The 16,949-nt window shown below is 40.3% G+C and carries 17 protein-coding genes; 7 read left to right on the top strand and 10 right to left on the bottom strand.

Translation table 11 applies throughout. The features are described 5' to 3' along the window. Positions 1-3: 3 nt before the first annotated feature. The 6 genes from C502_RS0108095 to ubiG all read right to left on the bottom strand — a co-directional run bounded on the left by C502_RS0108095 (position 4) and on the right by ubiG (position 5,517). Complete coding sequence (locus C502_RS0108095) at positions 4-996, bottom strand: sulfonate ABC transporter substrate-binding protein (RefSeq protein WP_018678334.1); 993 nt, start codon at positions 994-996, stop codon at positions 4-6. 311 nt (positions 997-1,307) lie between these two features. After that, positions 1,308-2,663, bottom strand: coding sequence for an amino-acid N-acetyltransferase (argA, locus tag C502_RS0108100; protein ID WP_018678335.1), 1,356 nt, complete (start codon positions 2,661-2,663; stop codon positions 1,308-1,310). Positions 2,664-2,774: 111 nt separating this feature from the next. Next, positions 2,775-3,158 (bottom strand): RcnB family protein, encoded by a 384-nt coding sequence (locus tag C502_RS0108105; RefSeq protein WP_018678336.1) that lies wholly within the window; start codon positions 3,156-3,158, stop codon positions 2,775-2,777. A gap of 169 nt (positions 3,159-3,327) precedes the next feature. After that, complete coding sequence (locus C502_RS0108110) at positions 3,328-4,074, bottom strand: YciK family oxidoreductase (RefSeq protein WP_018678337.1); 747 nt, start codon at positions 4,072-4,074, stop codon at positions 3,328-3,330. A 31-nt stretch (positions 4,075-4,105) separates the two neighbouring features. Beyond that, positions 4,106-4,804, bottom strand: a complete 699-nt coding sequence (locus C502_RS0108115) for an HAD family hydrolase (protein WP_018678338.1) — start codon at positions 4,802-4,804, stop codon at positions 4,106-4,108. After that, on the bottom strand, positions 4,804-5,517 hold the full coding sequence (gene ubiG, locus C502_RS0108120; protein WP_018678339.1) for a bifunctional 2-polyprenyl-6-hydroxyphenol methylase/3-demethylubiquinol 3-O-methyltransferase UbiG: 714 nt from the start codon (positions 5,515-5,517) through the stop codon (positions 4,804-4,806). Before ubiG ends, C502_RS0108115 begins: the two co-directional genes overlap by 1 nt. 177 nt (positions 5,518-5,694) lie before the next feature. Between ubiG and C502_RS0108125 the strand changes: the two genes are divergently transcribed. Then, positions 5,695-6,315 (top strand): thiol:disulfide interchange protein DsbA/DsbL, encoded by a 621-nt coding sequence (locus C502_RS0108125; RefSeq protein ID WP_018678340.1) that lies wholly within the window; start codon positions 5,695-5,697, stop codon positions 6,313-6,315. Between the two features lie 61 nt (positions 6,316-6,376). On the opposite strand, the gene C502_RS0108130 is transcribed toward C502_RS0108125, so the two are convergent. The 3 genes from C502_RS0108130 to C502_RS0108140 form a co-directional block, all read right to left on the bottom strand. After that, complete coding sequence (locus tag C502_RS0108130; protein ID WP_018678341.1) at positions 6,377-7,357, bottom strand: BtrH N-terminal domain-containing protein; 981 nt, start codon at positions 7,355-7,357, stop codon at positions 6,377-6,379. Positions 7,358-7,387: 30 nt separating this feature from the next. Continuing rightward, on the bottom strand, positions 7,388-8,014 hold the full coding sequence (locus C502_RS0108135) for a TetR/AcrR family transcriptional regulator (protein ID WP_018678342.1): 627 nt from the start codon (positions 8,012-8,014) through the stop codon (positions 7,388-7,390). Positions 8,015-8,121: 107 nt separating this feature from the next. Continuing rightward, positions 8,122-8,772 (bottom strand): TetR family transcriptional regulator, encoded by a 651-nt coding sequence (locus C502_RS0108140; RefSeq protein WP_018678343.1) that lies wholly within the window; start codon positions 8,770-8,772, stop codon positions 8,122-8,124. 312 nt (positions 8,773-9,084) lie between these two features. Here C502_RS0108140 and C502_RS0108145 point away from each other — a divergent pair, with 312 nt between their 5' ends. From C502_RS0108145 to C502_RS19270, 5 genes are all read left to right on the top strand, one after another. Then, on the top strand, positions 9,085-10,125 hold the full coding sequence (locus tag C502_RS0108145; RefSeq protein ID WP_018678344.1) for a ferredoxin reductase: 1,041 nt from the start codon (positions 9,085-9,087) through the stop codon (positions 10,123-10,125). A gap of 29 nt (positions 10,126-10,154) precedes the next feature. Then, positions 10,155-11,345: a fatty acid desaturase family protein gene (locus C502_RS0108150; RefSeq protein ID WP_018678345.1), complete on the top strand. Its 1,191-nt coding sequence runs from the start codon at positions 10,155-10,157 to the stop codon at positions 11,343-11,345. 124 nt (positions 11,346-11,469) lie between these two features. After that, positions 11,470-12,186 (top strand): ribonuclease PH, encoded by a 717-nt coding sequence (gene rph, locus C502_RS0108155; protein ID WP_018678346.1) that lies wholly within the window; start codon positions 11,470-11,472, stop codon positions 12,184-12,186. A 313-nt stretch (positions 12,187-12,499) separates the two neighbouring features. Beyond that, complete coding sequence (locus tag C502_RS0108160; RefSeq protein ID WP_018678347.1) at positions 12,500-14,680, top strand: phosphocholine-specific phospholipase C; 2,181 nt, start codon at positions 12,500-12,502, stop codon at positions 14,678-14,680. 486 nt (positions 14,681-15,166) lie between these two features. Beyond that, positions 15,167-15,340 carry an ABZJ_00068 family colistin stress protein gene (locus C502_RS19270; RefSeq protein WP_018678348.1) on the top strand — a complete coding sequence of 58 codons (174 nt, stop codon included), beginning with the start codon at positions 15,167-15,169 and terminating at the stop codon, positions 15,338-15,340. 5 nt (positions 15,341-15,345) lie between these two features. Here the strand turns inward: C502_RS19270 and nadC are convergent, their stop codons facing one another. Then, on the bottom strand, positions 15,346-16,191 hold the full coding sequence (gene nadC / locus C502_RS0108170; RefSeq protein WP_018678349.1) for a carboxylating nicotinate-nucleotide diphosphorylase: 846 nt from the start codon (positions 16,189-16,191) through the stop codon (positions 15,346-15,348). A gap of 145 nt (positions 16,192-16,336) precedes the next feature. Between nadC and ampD the strand changes: the two genes are divergently transcribed. After that, the gene (gene ampD, locus C502_RS0108175) at positions 16,337-16,915 is read left to right on the top strand and encodes a 1,6-anhydro-N-acetylmuramyl-L-alanine amidase AmpD (RefSeq protein ID WP_018678350.1); all 579 of its coding nucleotides are present in this window, start codon (positions 16,337-16,339) and stop codon (positions 16,913-16,915) included. The last annotated feature ends 34 nt before the right edge of the window (positions 16,916-16,949 follow it).

A 16,949-nucleotide genomic window follows, 5' to 3' on the forward strand; every position in this document is an offset into this window, starting at 1 on the left:
AAACTATTTAACGTCGTTCTTCAAGATCGCATCTTGAATTACGAGTTGCTTTGGAATGAGTTTTTGAGCATAGAATGCATCAGCAACATATTGCTGTTCTTTTGCAACTTTTTCAGAAATTGGTTGAACGCCAAAACCCATGCGAGAAATTGAGGTTTTTAAAATACCGAGTTCGAGTGCAGTTGGTTTTTCGAGTAATTTTGCAGCATCATCAGGATGCGTCTTGACCCAATCTGTGGTTTGATTCAGTGTGGTCACCAGTGTTTTTAAAACCTCAGGATGCCCTTCAGCAAATTTACGATCAGCTAAATAAAATTGATGATTACTGACTAAATGCTCACCATCCGCAATCACACGTGCTTGAATTTGATGTTCAGCTGCGGCAAAGAATGGATCCCAAATCACCCATGCATCGACAGCGCCTTTTTCAAAGGCTGCGCGTGCATCTGACGGTGGTAAATAAACAGGCTGAATATCATTTAAAGTCAGATTGTTGGCTTCTAGTAATTTCAATAAAAGATAATGAACGTTTGAGCCTTTATTCAGTGCGATACGTTTACCTTTCAGGTCTTGAATGGATTGTATTGGTGAGTCCTTCTGGACAATCAAGGCTTCTGCTGTTGGTGCAGATGGCTGATTTGCGACGTAGACCAAGTTAGGGTTTGCGGCTTGAGCAAAGATCGGAGGTGCTTCACCAGCCTCACCAAAGACGACACTACCTACATTTAAGCCTTCTAAAAGTTGGGGGCCGGCTGGAAATTCAACCCATTTGACATGAACACCTTGAGCAGCAAGATTTTTTTCTAATTCACCTTTTGCTTTAACAATCGGCAAGATGCCATATTTTTGAAAGCCGATGCTTAATGTTGTGGTGTCTTGTTTTGTTTGCTCTTGCTGCTCTGCTTTTTTTGCACAACCTGCAACGCCCATCATGCTTGCAAGACTTGCTACAATAATGGTGTATTTTGCCCATGAGCGATTGATAGAAATAGCCATGTTGGTTGTGCTCCCCGAAAATCATAAATTCGAAATAAGATGAGCAACTAAGCTAAAACTTTTTGTAATACATAAAAAATAAATAATCGGGCTTTGCTTATGCTAAAAAGTGCAAAATAAAAAAATGAATAATCTTATTCATGGGGGGAAATAAGTATGGTCTTTAGTGTTTGGATTAAGCTATTGTTTTATAAATTTGTTTTTAAAAATGCAAATTGCGAGAATTTTTTAAAGAGGCGACAGAGCAGTAAGAAGAATAGAGTGGAAGGATATCTTTATCAGAAATAAAGATATCTTCAGATCCGATGTCATTAGAGCAAAACTTTCTTAAAGACTAGAGAATTGCGCTGATAATTGTAAAGTGCTTGGCGTGCGTTTGGTAAATCATCGACACTGACAGGGCTAAAACCATGCTCTAGAAACCAGTGTGCAGTTCGCGTGGTGAGTACAAACAGTTGTTGAATACCTTGTTGCTTGGCCTTGCTTTCCAAAAACTGCAAAATTTGGCTACCACGATTAGATTTACGGTAACTTGCATCTACAGCAACACAGGCGATCTCAGCGGATTGAATTTCGCCAACTTCAGCAGGAAGTGGATAGAGTGCTGCACAGGCTAAGATCATACCATCACGTTCAATCACTGCAAACTGTTCAATTTCACTTTCAAGGCGTTCACGTGAACGATAGACCAGAATGCCTTCCTGTTCGAGTGGACGCAGTAGATTGATTAAACCACCCACATCATGAATATTGGCAATGCGCACTTCTTCATAATGCGCATCAGTGATCAGGGTGCCAATACCATCGCGTGTAAATAGCTCCTCAATCAAAGCACCATCATAGGCATAAGAAATCAGGTGAACACGGTGAACGCCAGATAATGAGGCTTGTTGCGCTTGTTTAAGGTGTAAGGCAAATTCTGGATATTGTGTTTGGTATTGTTGAATATACGGTTCCAGTTGATACGAGCTTAGTTCACGCAATAACTGTTGTTGCTCATTCATTAAGCCTTGTTTTTCACCCAAGAAAATCAACTTATCGGCTTTTAATGCAGTCGCAGTTTTGGTGGCAACTTCTTCAGCCAATAAGTTAAACACCTCACCTGTAGTTGAATAACCTGTAGGCCCTAATAAAACGATATTATGATTATCCAAATGACGTTGAATCGCATCAGTATCAATTGAACGCACTTCGCCAGTCAGCTGAAAATCAACCCCATCATGGATTCCATAAGGCTTGGCAGTCACAAAATTGCCCGAAACGACATCAATCCGCGCACCATACATGGGTGAGTTTGCTAAGCCCATTGACAGGAGTGCTTCAATTTCTAAACGAATTGACCCAACCGCATTCATGACACTACGCAGTGATTCTCGTGTCGTTACACGACGACTTTGGTGAAAAGGGGTTTCAATTTGGCTTTCTTGTAGATTCTGATTGATTTGCGGACGTGCGCCATGCACCAAGATCAAGCGAATCCCTAAAGAATGTAACAGAGCAATATCATGAATGATATGTTGAAAGTTCTCGTGTAAAACGGCTTCGCCACCAAACATTAGGACAAAGGTTTTATGGCGGTGTGCATTGATATATGGTGCAGAATGGCGAAACCAATGCACATAATCTTGCGTTGTGCTATGTGAAGTTTCAGTGATTTGGTTCGCCATGTTGATCTCAGATTTACATCAATTCATCTGATTTTAACTAAAAAAATTAAAAGATAAATCTATTCCTAAAACAACCGTTCAACTTTATTCCGTTATAGCTTCAGAAAGGACTTAGAAACTCATAATTCGAATAATGCTATTATCATCTGAATTGATTAAAATATAGTCATTATTGATTTTGTACCACTGCTCATTACGCTCAGGTTTAGGTAGATTATTATCTTTATAATCTACTTTGTAGCCATTACCACGGTAATGTTGTGGCATCACATAACCAGCTTGCCAACGATGCTGCTTTAAACGTTCGACACCACGTTCTTCACGCATGCGACGTTCACGCACACGATTCTCATCGTCTGGGCGATCAAAGTTACGACCTTGCCAACCACCACCACGCGAATCGTCATCACCACCAAAATGTGGACCTGCAAAACTGCCCATGCTACTGAGTAGGGCGGTCGAACCTAAAACCAAGATAATGAAATTTTTTTTCATGATGCACCTTAGGGACTTCGGATGTCTCTCATGTGAAAACTGTACCTTAAAAATGCAGAGAAACTGTGAAGATCAATTCATTTTTCCATTAAAAAGATGAAGATCCTTGAGCAATCTCTCTGAAAAATACCTTTTATGGCAGTATTTAAGGTGATTTAAAATGAATGAATTAGTCTTGTGCATCAATACTTTGCCCATTCATATCTAAACTATCATCACCCATTAGATAAAGGTAAGCAGGCATAATGCTATCTGGTGTTGGCAGCACTTTTGGGTCTTCCTCTGGGTAGGCTTTAGCACGCATTGCGGTACGTGTACCCCCTGGATTAAGGCAGTTAAAACGAATGTTTGGATAGGTATTCTCTGCCGCAAAAATTTTACTCATGGCTTCAGTGGCGATTTTAGAAACAGAGTATGCACCCCATAAAGCCCGTGCTTCACGACCAACACTTGAACTGGTAAACACCACAGAGGCATGTTCAGATTTATTGAGCAAGGGTAGTAAGGCTTGAGTTAATGCAAAAGGCGCACGTAAATTTACGGACATGACATCATCCCAAACATCAACAGGGTAATGCGCTAATTCGACACGATCACCTAGCATACCTGCATTGTGTAAAATGCCATCTAAACGACCAAATTGTTGCTCAAGCGTATCGACAAGAAGCTCATAGTCATGACTGGATGCCGTAGAAAGCTGTAAGGGTAAAATTGCAGGTTGTGGCGCACCTAAACCCTCAATCTCATCGTAAATGACTTCGAGTTTATTGAGAGTGCGTCCATGTAGAACAACCGTTGCGCCGTGAAGGGCATAATTAATAGCAGCAGCACGTCCAATCCCATCACCAGCACCCGTGATCAGAATAATACGATCTTTGAGTAGATCAGGACGCGGTTGATATTCTGAATATTTCATTATTATGCCTCCTAGTTGTTATATTAAATATTTAGCTCATCATACCCTGATTTTCTGACAATGCAGAGATTTTCTGTTTTAACAGTTGGTGTAACTCAGGGACAGTTTGAATAATTGCATCTGCTTGCCAAGCGTTCAGATCATCACGAGATTCTATTGGTAAATACCCGTAAGCTGCCAAAATGGTATACATCTCTGCATTTCGACCTGCATCAATATCACGTGGATGATCACCCACATAAATAATTTCTTCTGCATCGATACCGAGTTGCTTAGCCGCTAAATACATCGGTTCAGGGTCTGGTTTTGTTTGACTGACATCTTCAGGACAAACCAAAACTGCACAGCGTTCGCTGAGATTCAATTCAGCCAATAATGATTCACTTAAACTGCGGGGTTTATTGGTCACAATTCCCCAAGGAATTTGATTGGCTTCAAGTTCTTCAAGTAGAGGATACATCCCAACAAATAAGTCAGTATCCACTACAATATTGTCACCATAGACATCTAAAAAACGCTGACGATGGGCTAAAAAGATAGGGTCAGTGACATCCAATTCAGGATACACCAATTTCACCATCGCCCGTGCGCCTTCAGAAACCTGAGTGCGAATAGTCGCTGCATCAACGATAGGGCGCTGTTCATCACGGCACATTTGTTGAATGATGCGAATAAAATCAGCAGCAGTGTCGATCAACGTACCATCAAGATCAAATAAAACAGCTTTCATTAAGCACCTGTATTTGTGGTATGTACCATATAATTCACATCTACATTTGGTGCTAACCAATAGTGTTTAGTGATTGGGTTGTAATGTAAGCCCGTCATTTCTTTTAGACTCAAGCCTGCGTTACGAATATCGTGTGCCATTTCTGAAGGGCGGATGAATTTATGATAATCATGCGTGCCTTTTGGCAGTAAACGTAGGACATATTCAGCGCCAATAATCGCGAATAAATAGGATTTTGGATTGCGGTTAATGGTCGAAAAGAATACATGCCCACCGGGTTTAACCAATGTTTGGCAGGCTTTGACGATAGATGCTGGATCGGGAACGTGTTCCATCATTTCCATACAAGTCACGACATCGTATTGACCTGCTTGTTCTTGTGCGAGTTGTTCAACTGGAATCTGACGATATTCAATATTTTGTACATTGTCCTGCTGTGCATGTAAGCGACCGACAGCAAGCGGTGCTTCGCCCATATCAATACCTAAAACATCAGCACCACGACGCGCCATGCTTTCAGCCAAAATACCGCCGCCACAGCCAACATCTAGCACTTTCTTGCCGGCCAAACCACCAACACGTTCGTCAATCCAGTTTAAACGTAAGGGATTGATTTGATGAAGCGGGCGGAACTCAGAATGTTGATCCCACCATTTGGCAGCCAATGCTTCAAATTTTGCGATTTCTTGTGGGTCAACATTCAATTGCGACATGACTTACCTCTGTATTAGGATGATTATTTTGGTTTAATCTGTTGGTAGTGTAGCGATTCTAGAAAAAAAAGCGATAAATCCCATAAAAAACTTCACAGAAGCAAAACGAATTAGTCGTGTTTGATTTATATTTAGCATATAAACTTACGAAAAATGCTTAGAGGAAAAGCAAACTCAATGAAAAAGTTAGTATTAGGTGGTTTAAGTGCAGTGGTCATGGCATTTTCAATGAATGCAATGGCTGCGGATTTTGTAGCGGGTAAAGACTATACCGTGGTTGCCAATCCAGGTAAGACAGCAGCGCCAGCAGGCAAAATCGAAGTCCGTGAATTTTTTTGGTATGGTTGTCCACACTGCTTTAAACTTGAACCACATATGCAAACGTGGTTAAAGAATATTCCAAGCGATGTATATTTCCTTCGTACGCCAGCAGCCATGAATAAAGTATGGGAACAAGGCGCTCGTGGTTACTACGTTTCTGAAGCACTTGGCGTGCGTAAGAAAACTCATATTCCGTTGTTCCATGCGATTCATGATGGTGGACAACAAATTTTTGACCAAGCATCACAAGCGAAATTCTTTGCGCGTTATGGCGTGCCTGAGCAGAAATTTAACAGTATGTTTAACTCTTTCCCAATCACTGCAAAAGTGGCTGAGTCAAATAAATTGGCACAGCAATATCAACTTACGGGCGTACCTGCAATTGTGGTAAACGGTAAGTATGTGGTGCAAGGTGAAGATGGTAAGGTGACACAAGTTGTTGATTATCTATTAGAAAAAGAACGTAAGGGCAAATAATAGCTTCATTTTTTGTTCTGAAAATGCCCCGTCATGATGATGGGGTTTTTTATTCATTCTGTTATATTGTTGCCAATATTTGCATGGTCTTTTTTTCTTTGTCTGATATTTTCTTTAAAATCTCGGATGCTTGCTGAATATAGTTAACATCTTTGGTTTGGCTCACTTTCTCAAATAATTGAGAAATCGCTGTCCAAAGTTCTGCGATTTCCACAAATGCTTCATATCCTATTTTGATTTGTTCGATTTTGACTAGTTCATAACTTTCTTTTAAAAAGTCTCGGTATAAATTTCTAAATAATGCGCCGCCTGTTCCTGCTTTTTCCATCATCATTGCCGATGTTCTAAAATCATTCTCGATGTCTTTACTAACATGAAACCATTTCATAATTTCTGTACTTGTTTTTAAAATACCTTGGTAACTCATATTTGTAATGAGTGGATTGAGATAATCAGTGGCATTGTTTTTGATGGCCTGCATAATTGCTGTTTTTAAATCGAAGCTTTTATCTGTTTTACTCAGTGTGTAGTACAAATTTTTAGAGGACATCGGCCCTTTTTCTGCCCGTGCTAAGGCTAAACTTTGCAAACTGGTTTTGACTTTTCCGCCTTGTTGGATGGTATCGACTAGAAAGGCATCATGATGGTCATACCCATAAATTGCAACGTAATGCCCTGCAAAATGAATCGGTTTTGAAAAATATTCTAAATAAAAACAGCCCAGTTTCAGAGCAACAATTTGTCCACGATCGATGAGTTGTTTTATGTTATTCCACGCTTTTTGTGTTGATGCAGTTTCTTTTACAGTCAATTCAAGATTTAAATTTTTTGCAATATTTGGGGTTAAATAGTCTGTTTTTATACGTCCACCAATAAATGGAAAATTCATTGATTTCATATTCCAGAAGATAAAACCCAGTCCCTCACCTAAACCAAATAACATCGGTTCAGAAAGTTCAATACCAAGTTGCCTGAGTAGAGTCCCTGTTGCAGTCGTTTCACAATGCTGTCCATCAAATGGTTTTAAATTTTCTATTTCCATTGTGACTATTGCACCTTAGGACAAAAGTATTTATTTCAAAAACTCATCCAAATCGATTTCGACTTTTTGTGTAGGCAAAGATAAAGCCTGATTGACATAGAGGTTGATCAGTTTCTCACGAGAACCAATTGAACGCTGGTAATAGCTTGAATTCAATAGCAACGCTGCGCCGTAAGTCAGAGACCAAATATAAGACAGATAATCACGAATCGACATATCATAGTTCTGTGATTTCAAATATTTTTCAGTCATATCTTTGAGAGCCACGATGCGCTGCTGGCGGATTGCATAAAGCTCATCGAACAAATGTTTGAGCTTCGACTCAGTCATCGTCAGATGCTCTTCTAACTGATGCAGTAAAATCGTGCGACTCGGTGACGTTAAATGATAAAGCATATAACGAGGTGCATATTCTTTGACGTCACTGTTATATTTTTCTGAAATTTTTAAAATTTCTTTTTCATTTTGAATAATAAGTTCCAACAGCAATTCATTCTTACTGCGGAAATGTTTGTATAAGGTACCTTTAGCAATATCTAGTTCGGCAACCAGTTCATCTAAGGTCATTTCTTGGTTGTTTTCTAATAAAAGTTTTTCCGCAACCTGCAAAATTTTTTCTTTACGAATTAAGAACTGAGTATGACGATCAGGATTCATGATGCTTATAGGCTCCTCATAGTGTTCTAAACGGCATTTGCATTAGTGTGTTATGAATCATAACGCTAAGCAATGCTTTTATATATCAAACTTTAGCTTTGATAGGATCAGGCGTTTTGTGGTTCCCAGTTCGAGATACCTCGGAACAGTAAGCGGACTTGAGTCGCTGCATTGTCAATAAATAAATTCTGTTGTTCTAATAAGCGATCAATTGGAAATTGTTTCGGTAAGTTGATCCACGTCATTGCCCATGTAAATGACATATTGATCAGGATCGTTGATAACACTTGTAAATCTTTGGCTTCTTGAATGTGTTTAAAGGTATCGAGTTTACACAAATCAATTGCAAGATCTTCAATCAAAAATTCAATCTCACGTGCAATCGCGATACGAACGGTTTCGGAGCCGCCCCAACGTTCTGCAATCATAAATTGCCATTGCTGAGGGCTGTGATTGACAGCTTGTACAAACAGTTCAATGCTTGTCCGTGTTTTAGCAGATCCGCTATGTTTTAAATAGCTTTGCCCCAATTGATGAATCAAGCTTTTTAAATGCAAAGACACTTGGTCAACCAGTTCTTGTCCTAATGCCTCCATATCTTGGAAATGACGATAAAATGCCGTTGGGACTAAACCAACTTCACGTGCAACTTCACGCAAACTAATACTACTAAATGAACGTCCAGAAGTACTGAGGTGGAGCGCTGCATCAAGTAAAGCCTGACGACTCTGTTGTTTTCGTTCATCTCTAATCGACATGAATAAGATCCATTAAAACCATACGCTAGAGTCTAGCAAAAAAAACATGATTTTTTTAGTCCTAATCCATTGCTAAATCAGACACATTTTCAATCGGTCGAAAAATCTGAGGGTTTTGTTTGAGCAGAATCAATGTAAATAGCAACTATTTTATCAATATTTTTAATTGTTTATAAAAATGAATAAAAAATATTCAAAAAATTGGTGAACAAGTGTTGACTCAGTGAACACAAATAAATATAGTGTACATATGTTCACTACACGAACATTTGTTCACTCAAAATAAATAGCCAGATACAAAACGAGGAACGTATGAACGCAAAGTTAAGTTATCAGCCACATTGGGTCAGAGAAGATTTTGTTGATTTTATTCTTGCAAAGGTTAACCCGATGTGGACTTTGCGCCGCATCATGGCAAAAATCGAAGCGATTGAGCCTATTGCAGATGAAATGATCAAGGTCACTTTAAGCAGTAACAATAAATTTACAACCTATCAACCAGGTCAATTTGTGATGGTGACGGTTCGTATAGATGGTGTGCAGCATCAACGAGCGTATAGCTTGGTGAGTTCACCAAGTCACGACAAATTGGTGTTAGGTATCAAAAAACAAGGTCGTGTATCTAACTATTTAGCTAACAGTGCACGTGCTGGTGATGTGATTGAAATTACTCAGGCGATGGGCGAATTTACGCTAAAAGACTTTGATACCGAAGAAGGTAAACAACCGATTCTTTTGGTATCTGCGGGTAGTGGTATTACGCCGATTATTCCGATTGCGAAACAGGCATTAGCACGTTCAAATCAACCTGTGACGTTGATTTATTATTCACGTGATCCAGCGTTCCGTACTGAATTGGAAACACTGGCAGCAGAATATGCGCACTTTAACCTACAGATTATTGTCGATAGTGCTGAACAACCTGCTTATTTTGATGAAGAAACTTTAGACCGTTTGTGTGCCGATGCTGTTCAACGTCAAACCTATGTGTGTGCTGCTCCAGGTTTGATGAAAGCGACACGTCAAATTTGGATGAAACGTGGTTGGTTAGACCGTTTAACGCAAGAAAGCTTCTTGCCAGTGACGATGGATGTGGATGCTCAAATCCAACCAGTCAATTTCCGTCGCAGTATGCAAGAGTTTGAAGGCCGTGGCAACCTGTTGGCCAGTGCTGAAGCTGCGGGTTTGAAACCCTCTTTTGGTTGCCGTATGGGGATTTGTAATACCTGTGTTTGTACCAAGCTCAGTGGTGCAGTAAAAAATCAACTTACAGGTGAAATCGATAACCAAAACAATGTGCAAATCAAGTTGTGTGTGAGTGAAGCTGTGAGTCCCGTTGAGATTGACCTTTAATTCATATTGACCAGATAGAGAATAATATTATGAACATGATGACAGTAAATCCGACTAAAACGATTCCTCCAATCAAATTTGGCGGTAACTCAAGCCGTGCATTAACACCAGAAGAAGTACAAGAGTTTGGCCGTAAGATTGATGCCATCCGCACTGAAACCATGGCTAAAATTGGCAAAGAAGATTCTGATTATATCTATAAAGTACGTAACTTTGTACGTTATACCGAGATCGCTTCTCGTGCGATGCTGATGTTTGGCGGCTGGATTCCACCTGTATGGTTGTTGGGTACAGCAATGTTGGGCGTTTCCAAAATTGTTGAAAATATGGAACTCGGTCACAATGTGATGCACGGTCAGTTTGACTGGTTAAACGATCCAACCTTGAACGGTGCAACCTATGATTGGGATACCGTGTGTACTGGTGAGGACTGGAAATATACCCATAACTATAAGCACCATACCTATACCAATGTGGTTGGCATGGATCATGACATTAGCGGTTATGGCGTGATGCGCATGAGTCGTGAGCAAAAGTGGGAACCCCGCTTTTTATTCAACGTACCAACAGGTTTTGTATTATCAACGGGTTTTGAATGGCTACTGGCTTTGCAACGTCTAGAGATGGAAAAAGTTTTGTTTGATGGCACCAAAACTTGGAAAGAAGTGTATGTAGAATCTAAAAATCTACGTAAAAAGATGCTACGTCAGTTTGGTAAAGACTATGTGCTGTTCCCATTGATCGCTGGTCCAATGTTCTTGCCAGTATTAGCGGGTAACTTTGTTGCCAATCTTATCCGTAACTACTGGGCATCGACCGTGATTTATTGTGGTCATTTCACAGAAGACTCTGAAATTATCACTGACAACATCGATAATGAAACCAAAGCAGAGTGGTACTTACGTCAGATTCGTGGTTCAGCAAACTTTACTGGCGGTAAAATCATGCACTTCTTGAGTGGTAACTTGAGTCATCAAATCGAACATCACTTGTTCCCTGATGTACCTGCCAACCGCTATCAAGAAATGGCACCTAAAGTACGTGAAGTCTGTGCAGAGTTTGGTCAACAGTACAATACAGCGCCGTTTGGATCTCAAATTGTGAGTGTATATAAACGTTTGGCGATTCATTCTTTGCCTGACAATGTGGTTGATCGTTTGACGGAAACCAAGCGTACCTTTATTGAGGCGGTGAAAGGTCTGTTTGGTAAAGCTGCTTAATCAAGATAGAGCGTCGTTTGAGCTATCAAGCGATGCTCATCACCAATAAGTAAAAGGGAAAGTACGTGTAATTGAGCTATACTATGGCGCAATCATATTTGTGCCATCGTTTTAAGGAATCGTTATGCGTATTGACCAAAGAGCATTAGACCAGTTACGTGAGGTAAAAATCACCCGTAACTATACCCGTTACGCAGAAGGTTCAGTTCTGGTTGAGTTTGGTCATACCAAAGTATTGTGTACGGCAAGTATTGATAATTCGGTTCCACGGTTTTTAAAAGGAAAAGGACAGGGCTGGGTCACTGCTGAATACGGCATGTTACCGCGCTCAACCCACACCCGTAGTGACCGTGAAGCAGCGCGTGGTAAACAGTCGGGCCGGACACAGGAAATCCAACGTTTGATTGGTCGTAGCTTACGTGCCATGGTGGATTTGAAAAAACTAGGTGAGAACACGATTACGATTGACTGTGATGTGATTCAAGCTGATGGTGGTACGCGTACAGCAGCCATTACCGGCGCAGCGGTGGCTTTAGTTGATGCAATGAATGTATTGCTGAGCAACAAAAAAATTAAACAAGACCCTTTAAAAGGTCTCGTGGCAGCGATCTCAGTCGGGATGTATCAAGATGAAGTCCTACTCGATTTATGCTACGAAGAAGATTCAAATTGCCAAACGGATTTAAACGTGGTGATGACGCAGGCGGGTGAGTTTATTGAAATTCAAGGAACGGCAGAAGAGAAACCGTTTACTCGTCAACAGTCTAATGCCATGTTAGAGCTTGCAGAAAAAGGAATCGCAGAGTTGATTCAGAAACAACAGCAGGCACTCGGTTGGTAATTTCCAGTTGATAGTGCGGGCGGTCTGGTATGTTTAGACCGCCTTTTTTTTATCTATTTTTTGTCATTGAATTGCGATCAAACCATCATTGAATTGTCATTTATATCGTATTGACTATCTGCACGAATATTTAACGGATAGTAAAATGCGAAACTTACTTTTAGCGCTGCTAACCAGCAGTTGCTTCTTACTCAGTGCATGTAATGATAGTGATAATGGCGATAACAATAATCCAACGCCAAATCCAAAGCCACCAACATCGAACTGCAAAATTCATTGTGCACCCTAAGAATAACAATAAGGAAATTACAAAATGAATCGTCGTGATTTTTTATTAAATTCAACCAAAGCATTGTTTGGAACTGCTGCACTTACTAGTTTTCCAATGAGCATTCAAAAAGCACTTGCAATTGATGCCAAAGTTGAAACGGGTACCATTAAAGATGTGAAACATGTGGTGATTTTGACTCAAGAAAACCGCTCTTTCGATAATTATTTTGGGACGTTAAAAGGGGTACGCGGTTTTGGTGATCGTTTTACGATTCCTTTAACTCAGGGGCGCAAGGTGTGGGAACAATATGATGCGAACAAGAACAAAGTTTATCCTTATCATCTAGACAGCAGCCGTGGCAATGCACAGCGTGTCAGTGGTACGCCTCATTCATGGACAGATGGTCAGTTCGCTTGGGATCACGGGCGTATGGGCAATTGGGTACAATATAAGCAGCCTCAGTCCATGGGATATTATAAACAACAAGAAGTTGATTTTCAGTTTGCCTTAGCCAATGCATTTACCCTGTGTGATGCATATCACTGTGCAATGCATACAGGGACAAACTCAAATCGGATGTTTATATGGACGGGTACCAATGGCCCAACTGGTGCAAATGTTGCGAGTGTTGTGAATGATTTAGATGATATTGGCCCATCAACCGTTGGCTATGATTGGACAACCTATCCAGAACGTTTACAGCAAGCAGGCGTTACTTGGAAAGTTTATCAAAACATGCCTGATAACTTTACCGATAACCCATTAGCAGGTTTTAAACAGTACCGCCGTGCCAACGAGTTGTCTGGTAAACCAGTGAATAATAATTCAGATTGTCCTGCTTATGATCCTGCGATTGATATAACACAGCCCTTATATAAAGGCATTGCCAACACGATGCCCGATGGTGGGTTCTTGGGGACATTTAAAGAAGACATTGCTAAAGGACAATTACCGCAAGTGAGTTGGTTGGTCGCACCTGCCACCTATAGTGAACATCCCGGGCCTTCAAGCCCAGTACAAGGTGCGTGGTATATTCAAGAAGTATTAAATGCTTTAACTGAACGACCAGAACTGTGGAGCCAAACAGTTTTCTTGATTAACTTTGATGAGAATGATGGTTTCTTTGACCATGTTCCGTCTCCAAGTGCGCCATCAATTGATGTGTCTGGTGAGGTGTGTGGTAAATCAACGTTAACAAAAGAACAAATGTCGTATGAGTATGCTACACATGCTAAAGCTTCTGTGGGTCAGCCAAATTTTACCGATCCTAAAGTAAGTAATGGTGTTGGTGTTTATGGGCCGGGTATTCGTGTGCCGATGTACATTATTTCACCGTGGAGCCGTGGTGGATGGGTAAATTCACAAGTGTTTGATCACTCTTCGGTGATTCGTTTCTTAGAGCAATGCTTTGGTGTGCAAGAACCGAATATTAGCCCATATCGTCGTGCGGTGTGTGGTGATTTAACTTCAGCATTCAACTTTAAAACACCTAATCTGTTACCTCTAGATAATTTATCAGGTAAAAAGAGCAAATCCGAAGCCGATGCAATTCGTAAAGCACAGGAAGGGATGGCACAAGTCATTCGTCCTTTGAACCAGTCTTATCCATTGCAAGAGATTGGTATCCGACCATCACGTGCATTACCCTATATTTTGCATACCAGTGCCAAAGTCGATGCTGCAAAGAAAACCGTAAAACTGATGTTTTCTAACACAGGTACACATGCTGCTGTCTTTCATGTTTATGATAAGTTGAATCTAGATGCTATTCCACGCCGTTATATGGTGGAAGCAGGAAAACAACTTGATGATGTTTGGAAGACCAAAGAAAACCAATATGATTTATGGGTTTTGGGACCGAATGGCTTTCATCGCAGCTTTACGGGTAATGTTGCTCAAGCAACTCAGTTTGAAGCTTTGCCAGAAATCCGTGTGTGTATGGAAGAATGTGATCCAAAATTGTTCTTGAAAGTGCGCAATGATGGAACCCAAACAGCAAAATTGGTTATCAAAGCGAATGCTTACCTACCGAATAAAGTATGGCAGATCGACACGACGACAATAGAAAAAGAGTTAAGCTGGGATATGTCTGAATTTGGTGGTTGGTATGACTTTACAGTGACGATTCAAAATGAACCAAGTTTTAGCCGTCGTTTTGCGGGTCGCATTGAGATCAACGAAGACTCAATTTCTGATCCATATATGGGTGCTATAGGATTGTAGGATTTAGATATGATGTAAAAGCAGCTCAAGAGCAATCTTTAGCTGCTTTTTAATGGGTTAAAATTATCGCAGTAAAAATAAATGGATACAGAGTAAAATTAGTGCTATTAGAGTGAAAAAACCAGCCAAAAATACCTCAGTGCGATCAAAATTCACTCAGTTATCCAAACTGATAACAACGTATAACTCTGTAGTCGATCGTACAGATCAGTCCTTCAAAACAATTTCAAAGACGAAATCAATAAAAATAAATCGAATGATCTTAAAAATTTAATGAAATAAAGCTTCCAATACGATGCCTAAGCAGATGATTTATTCTAATCTGCGCTATTTAGTACTTTACGTTTACACTGATCGGAATAGAGTTAAGCATATCATTCTCAACAATAGCTCACAGAGCATTTGCATGCTGTAACATAGCATTCCAATTTTTCTCATTTTGCGTTGGTAGACTAGAAAAATTAAGAATAAATAAGGAAGGGGAATATGGTACAAGTTTTTCTAGTTTTATTAACTGCAGTGACTTTTGTGTTGATGGCAGCAGATCCACGACCAGCAGATTCAGCTGAAGCTAAGTCAGCGTGGACAAAGAAGGTCGAAACAACAAGTATTTCGACCTCGGATATAATACAAACTGAGCAACAGGATAACGATGCTTAGAATATTTAAGCATTAAAACGCATTGATAAGTCTACAGCACGAACATCTTTAGTGAGTACGCCCATTGAAATATAGTCGACGCCAGTTGTTGCAACTTCACGCAAGTTTTCAATGGTGATATTACCAGAAGCTTCTAATTTACAACGACCCGCAACATGCTTGACGGCATCAATCATTTGTTGTTGGCTAAAATTATCTAACATTACGATATCTGCACCAGCTTCAAGTGCTTGGTTTAACTCGTCCCAAGTTTCAACTTCCACTTCGACAGGTTTACCTGGTGCAATGTCATGTGCTTTAGTAATTGCTTGAGCAATACTACCAGCTGCCATGATATGGTTTTCTTTAATTAAGAAAGCATCAAATAGACCTAAACGGTGGTTTTGTCCCCCACCAATAGCCACCGCATATTTTTGCGCGATACGTAAACCGGGTAAGGTTTTACGCGTATCCAGCAGTTTGGTATTTAAACCATCGAGTTGTTTGACATAGCTCGCAGTTTTAGTCGCAACAGCCGAAAGTGTTTGGATGAAATTTAAAGCAGGACGTTCTACCGTAAGAAGGCTACGTGCTGAACCCGCAAGTTTTAAAAAGGCTTCATTCGCGGCAACATGCTCACCTTCTTGTTTTAACCATGTCACTTGAACCGAGCTGTCAAAAGCTTGAATCAAGGCATTGACCCACGGTTGACCCGCTAAGACCATGTCTTCGCGACTAATAATGGTTGCCGTTGCTTGCTCGTCTTCTGGTGTGAGCATCGCAGTAATATCGCCGTCCCCAATGTCTTCTTGTAATGCTTGTTGAATATTGATTTGAATAGATTGTTCAAGCAAAGATTGAGGAATACTCATACCCGTTCCAGTGTATTTTTGACTAAAAAACTTGTGCAATATATTAACACCCTCCTCATAAAAAATAAGTATTTCATCTCGATTATTCGTGATAAAGCATGTCAGAATGGGCAAGATAAATCTTAAATTGCTGATTCGAGTCATAATGCAACAAGCTAAATTTGCTCAAGTGCAAGATGGAATATTAGCGGGTGCGACCCAGATTGCATCACCTAATTTTAATGCACGCCCTGCTGATACAGATATTCAACTGATTGTTATTCACAACATTAGCTTACCACCCTCACAGTTTGGCGGCGGTTATATTCAGCAATTTTTTCAAAATAAATTGGATTGGTCTATACACCCTTATTTCCAAACCATTGAAGGCATGCAGGTCTCAGCTCATCTCTTGATTCTGAGAACTGGAGAAGTGATTCAGTTTGTAAATTTTAATGACCGTTCTTGGCATGCAGGGCGTTCCAGCTATCTTGCTCAACAAGAATGTAATGATTATTCGATTGGGATCGAGTTAGAAGGCAGCGACGATTTGCCCTTTGAAGCTGAACAATATCAGGCACTCGTTGATGTTGTGGTAACGTTGCGTCAAGCTTACCCAAAAATCCAGAATCATATTGCAGGGCATTCAGATATTGCACCAAAACGTAAAACAGATCCAGGATTGTATTTTGATTGGCAGTTGTTCCGCCAACGACTCTCTAAAAAAACTTCGTCGGATTTATGATTTCACAACGAAATCTATTTGGACTTTCATTACA

Origin of the sequence: Acinetobacter tjernbergiae DSM 14971 = CIP 107465 (genome assembly GCF_000374425.1) — a bacterium.
Taxonomy (GTDB): Bacteria; Pseudomonadota; Gammaproteobacteria; order Pseudomonadales; family Moraxellaceae; genus Acinetobacter; species Acinetobacter tjernbergiae.

What these genes read in the sequence shown, in the direction of transcription:
- C502_RS0108095 (WP_018678334.1), bottom strand. Translation starts at nt 996, where the DNA reads ATGGCTATTTCTATCAATCGCTCATGGGCAAAATACACCATTATTGTA.
- argA (WP_018678335.1), bottom strand. Translation starts at nt 2,663, where the DNA reads ATGGCGAACCAAATCACTGAAACTTCACATAGCACAACGCAAGATTAT.
- C502_RS0108105 (WP_018678336.1), bottom strand. Translation starts at nt 3,158, where the DNA reads ATGAAAAAAAATTTCATTATCTTGGTTTTAGGTTCGACCGCCCTACTC.
- C502_RS0108110 (WP_018678337.1), bottom strand. Translation starts at nt 4,074, where the DNA reads ATGAAATATTCAGAATATCAACCGCGTCCTGATCTACTCAAAGATCGT.
- C502_RS0108115 (WP_018678338.1), bottom strand. Translation starts at nt 4,804, where the DNA reads ATGAAAGCTGTTTTATTTGATCTTGATGGTACGTTGATCGACACTGCT.
- ubiG (WP_018678339.1), bottom strand. Translation starts at nt 5,517, where the DNA reads ATGTCGCAATTGAATGTTGACCCACAAGAAATCGCAAAATTTGAAGCA.
- C502_RS0108125 (WP_018678340.1), top strand. Translation starts at nt 5,695, where the DNA reads ATGAAAAAGTTAGTATTAGGTGGTTTAAGTGCAGTGGTCATGGCATTT.
- C502_RS0108130 (WP_018678341.1), bottom strand. Translation starts at nt 7,357, where the DNA reads ATGGAAATAGAAAATTTAAAACCATTTGATGGACAGCATTGTGAAACG.
- C502_RS0108135 (WP_018678342.1), bottom strand. Translation starts at nt 8,014, where the DNA reads ATGAATCCTGATCGTCATACTCAGTTCTTAATTCGTAAAGAAAAAATT.
- C502_RS0108140 (WP_018678343.1), bottom strand. Translation starts at nt 8,772, where the DNA reads ATGTCGATTAGAGATGAACGAAAACAACAGAGTCGTCAGGCTTTACTT.
- C502_RS0108145 (WP_018678344.1), top strand. Translation starts at nt 9,085, where the DNA reads ATGAACGCAAAGTTAAGTTATCAGCCACATTGGGTCAGAGAAGATTTT.
- C502_RS0108150 (WP_018678345.1), top strand. Translation starts at nt 10,155, where the DNA reads ATGAACATGATGACAGTAAATCCGACTAAAACGATTCCTCCAATCAAA.
- rph (WP_018678346.1), top strand. Translation starts at nt 11,470, where the DNA reads ATGCGTATTGACCAAAGAGCATTAGACCAGTTACGTGAGGTAAAAATC.
- C502_RS0108160 (WP_018678347.1), top strand. Translation starts at nt 12,500, where the DNA reads ATGAATCGTCGTGATTTTTTATTAAATTCAACCAAAGCATTGTTTGGA.
- C502_RS19270 (WP_018678348.1), top strand. Translation starts at nt 15,167, where the DNA reads ATGGTACAAGTTTTTCTAGTTTTATTAACTGCAGTGACTTTTGTGTTG.
- nadC (WP_018678349.1), bottom strand. Translation starts at nt 16,191, where the DNA reads ATGAGTATTCCTCAATCTTTGCTTGAACAATCTATTCAAATCAATATT.
- ampD (WP_018678350.1), top strand. Translation starts at nt 16,337, where the DNA reads ATGCAACAAGCTAAATTTGCTCAAGTGCAAGATGGAATATTAGCGGGT.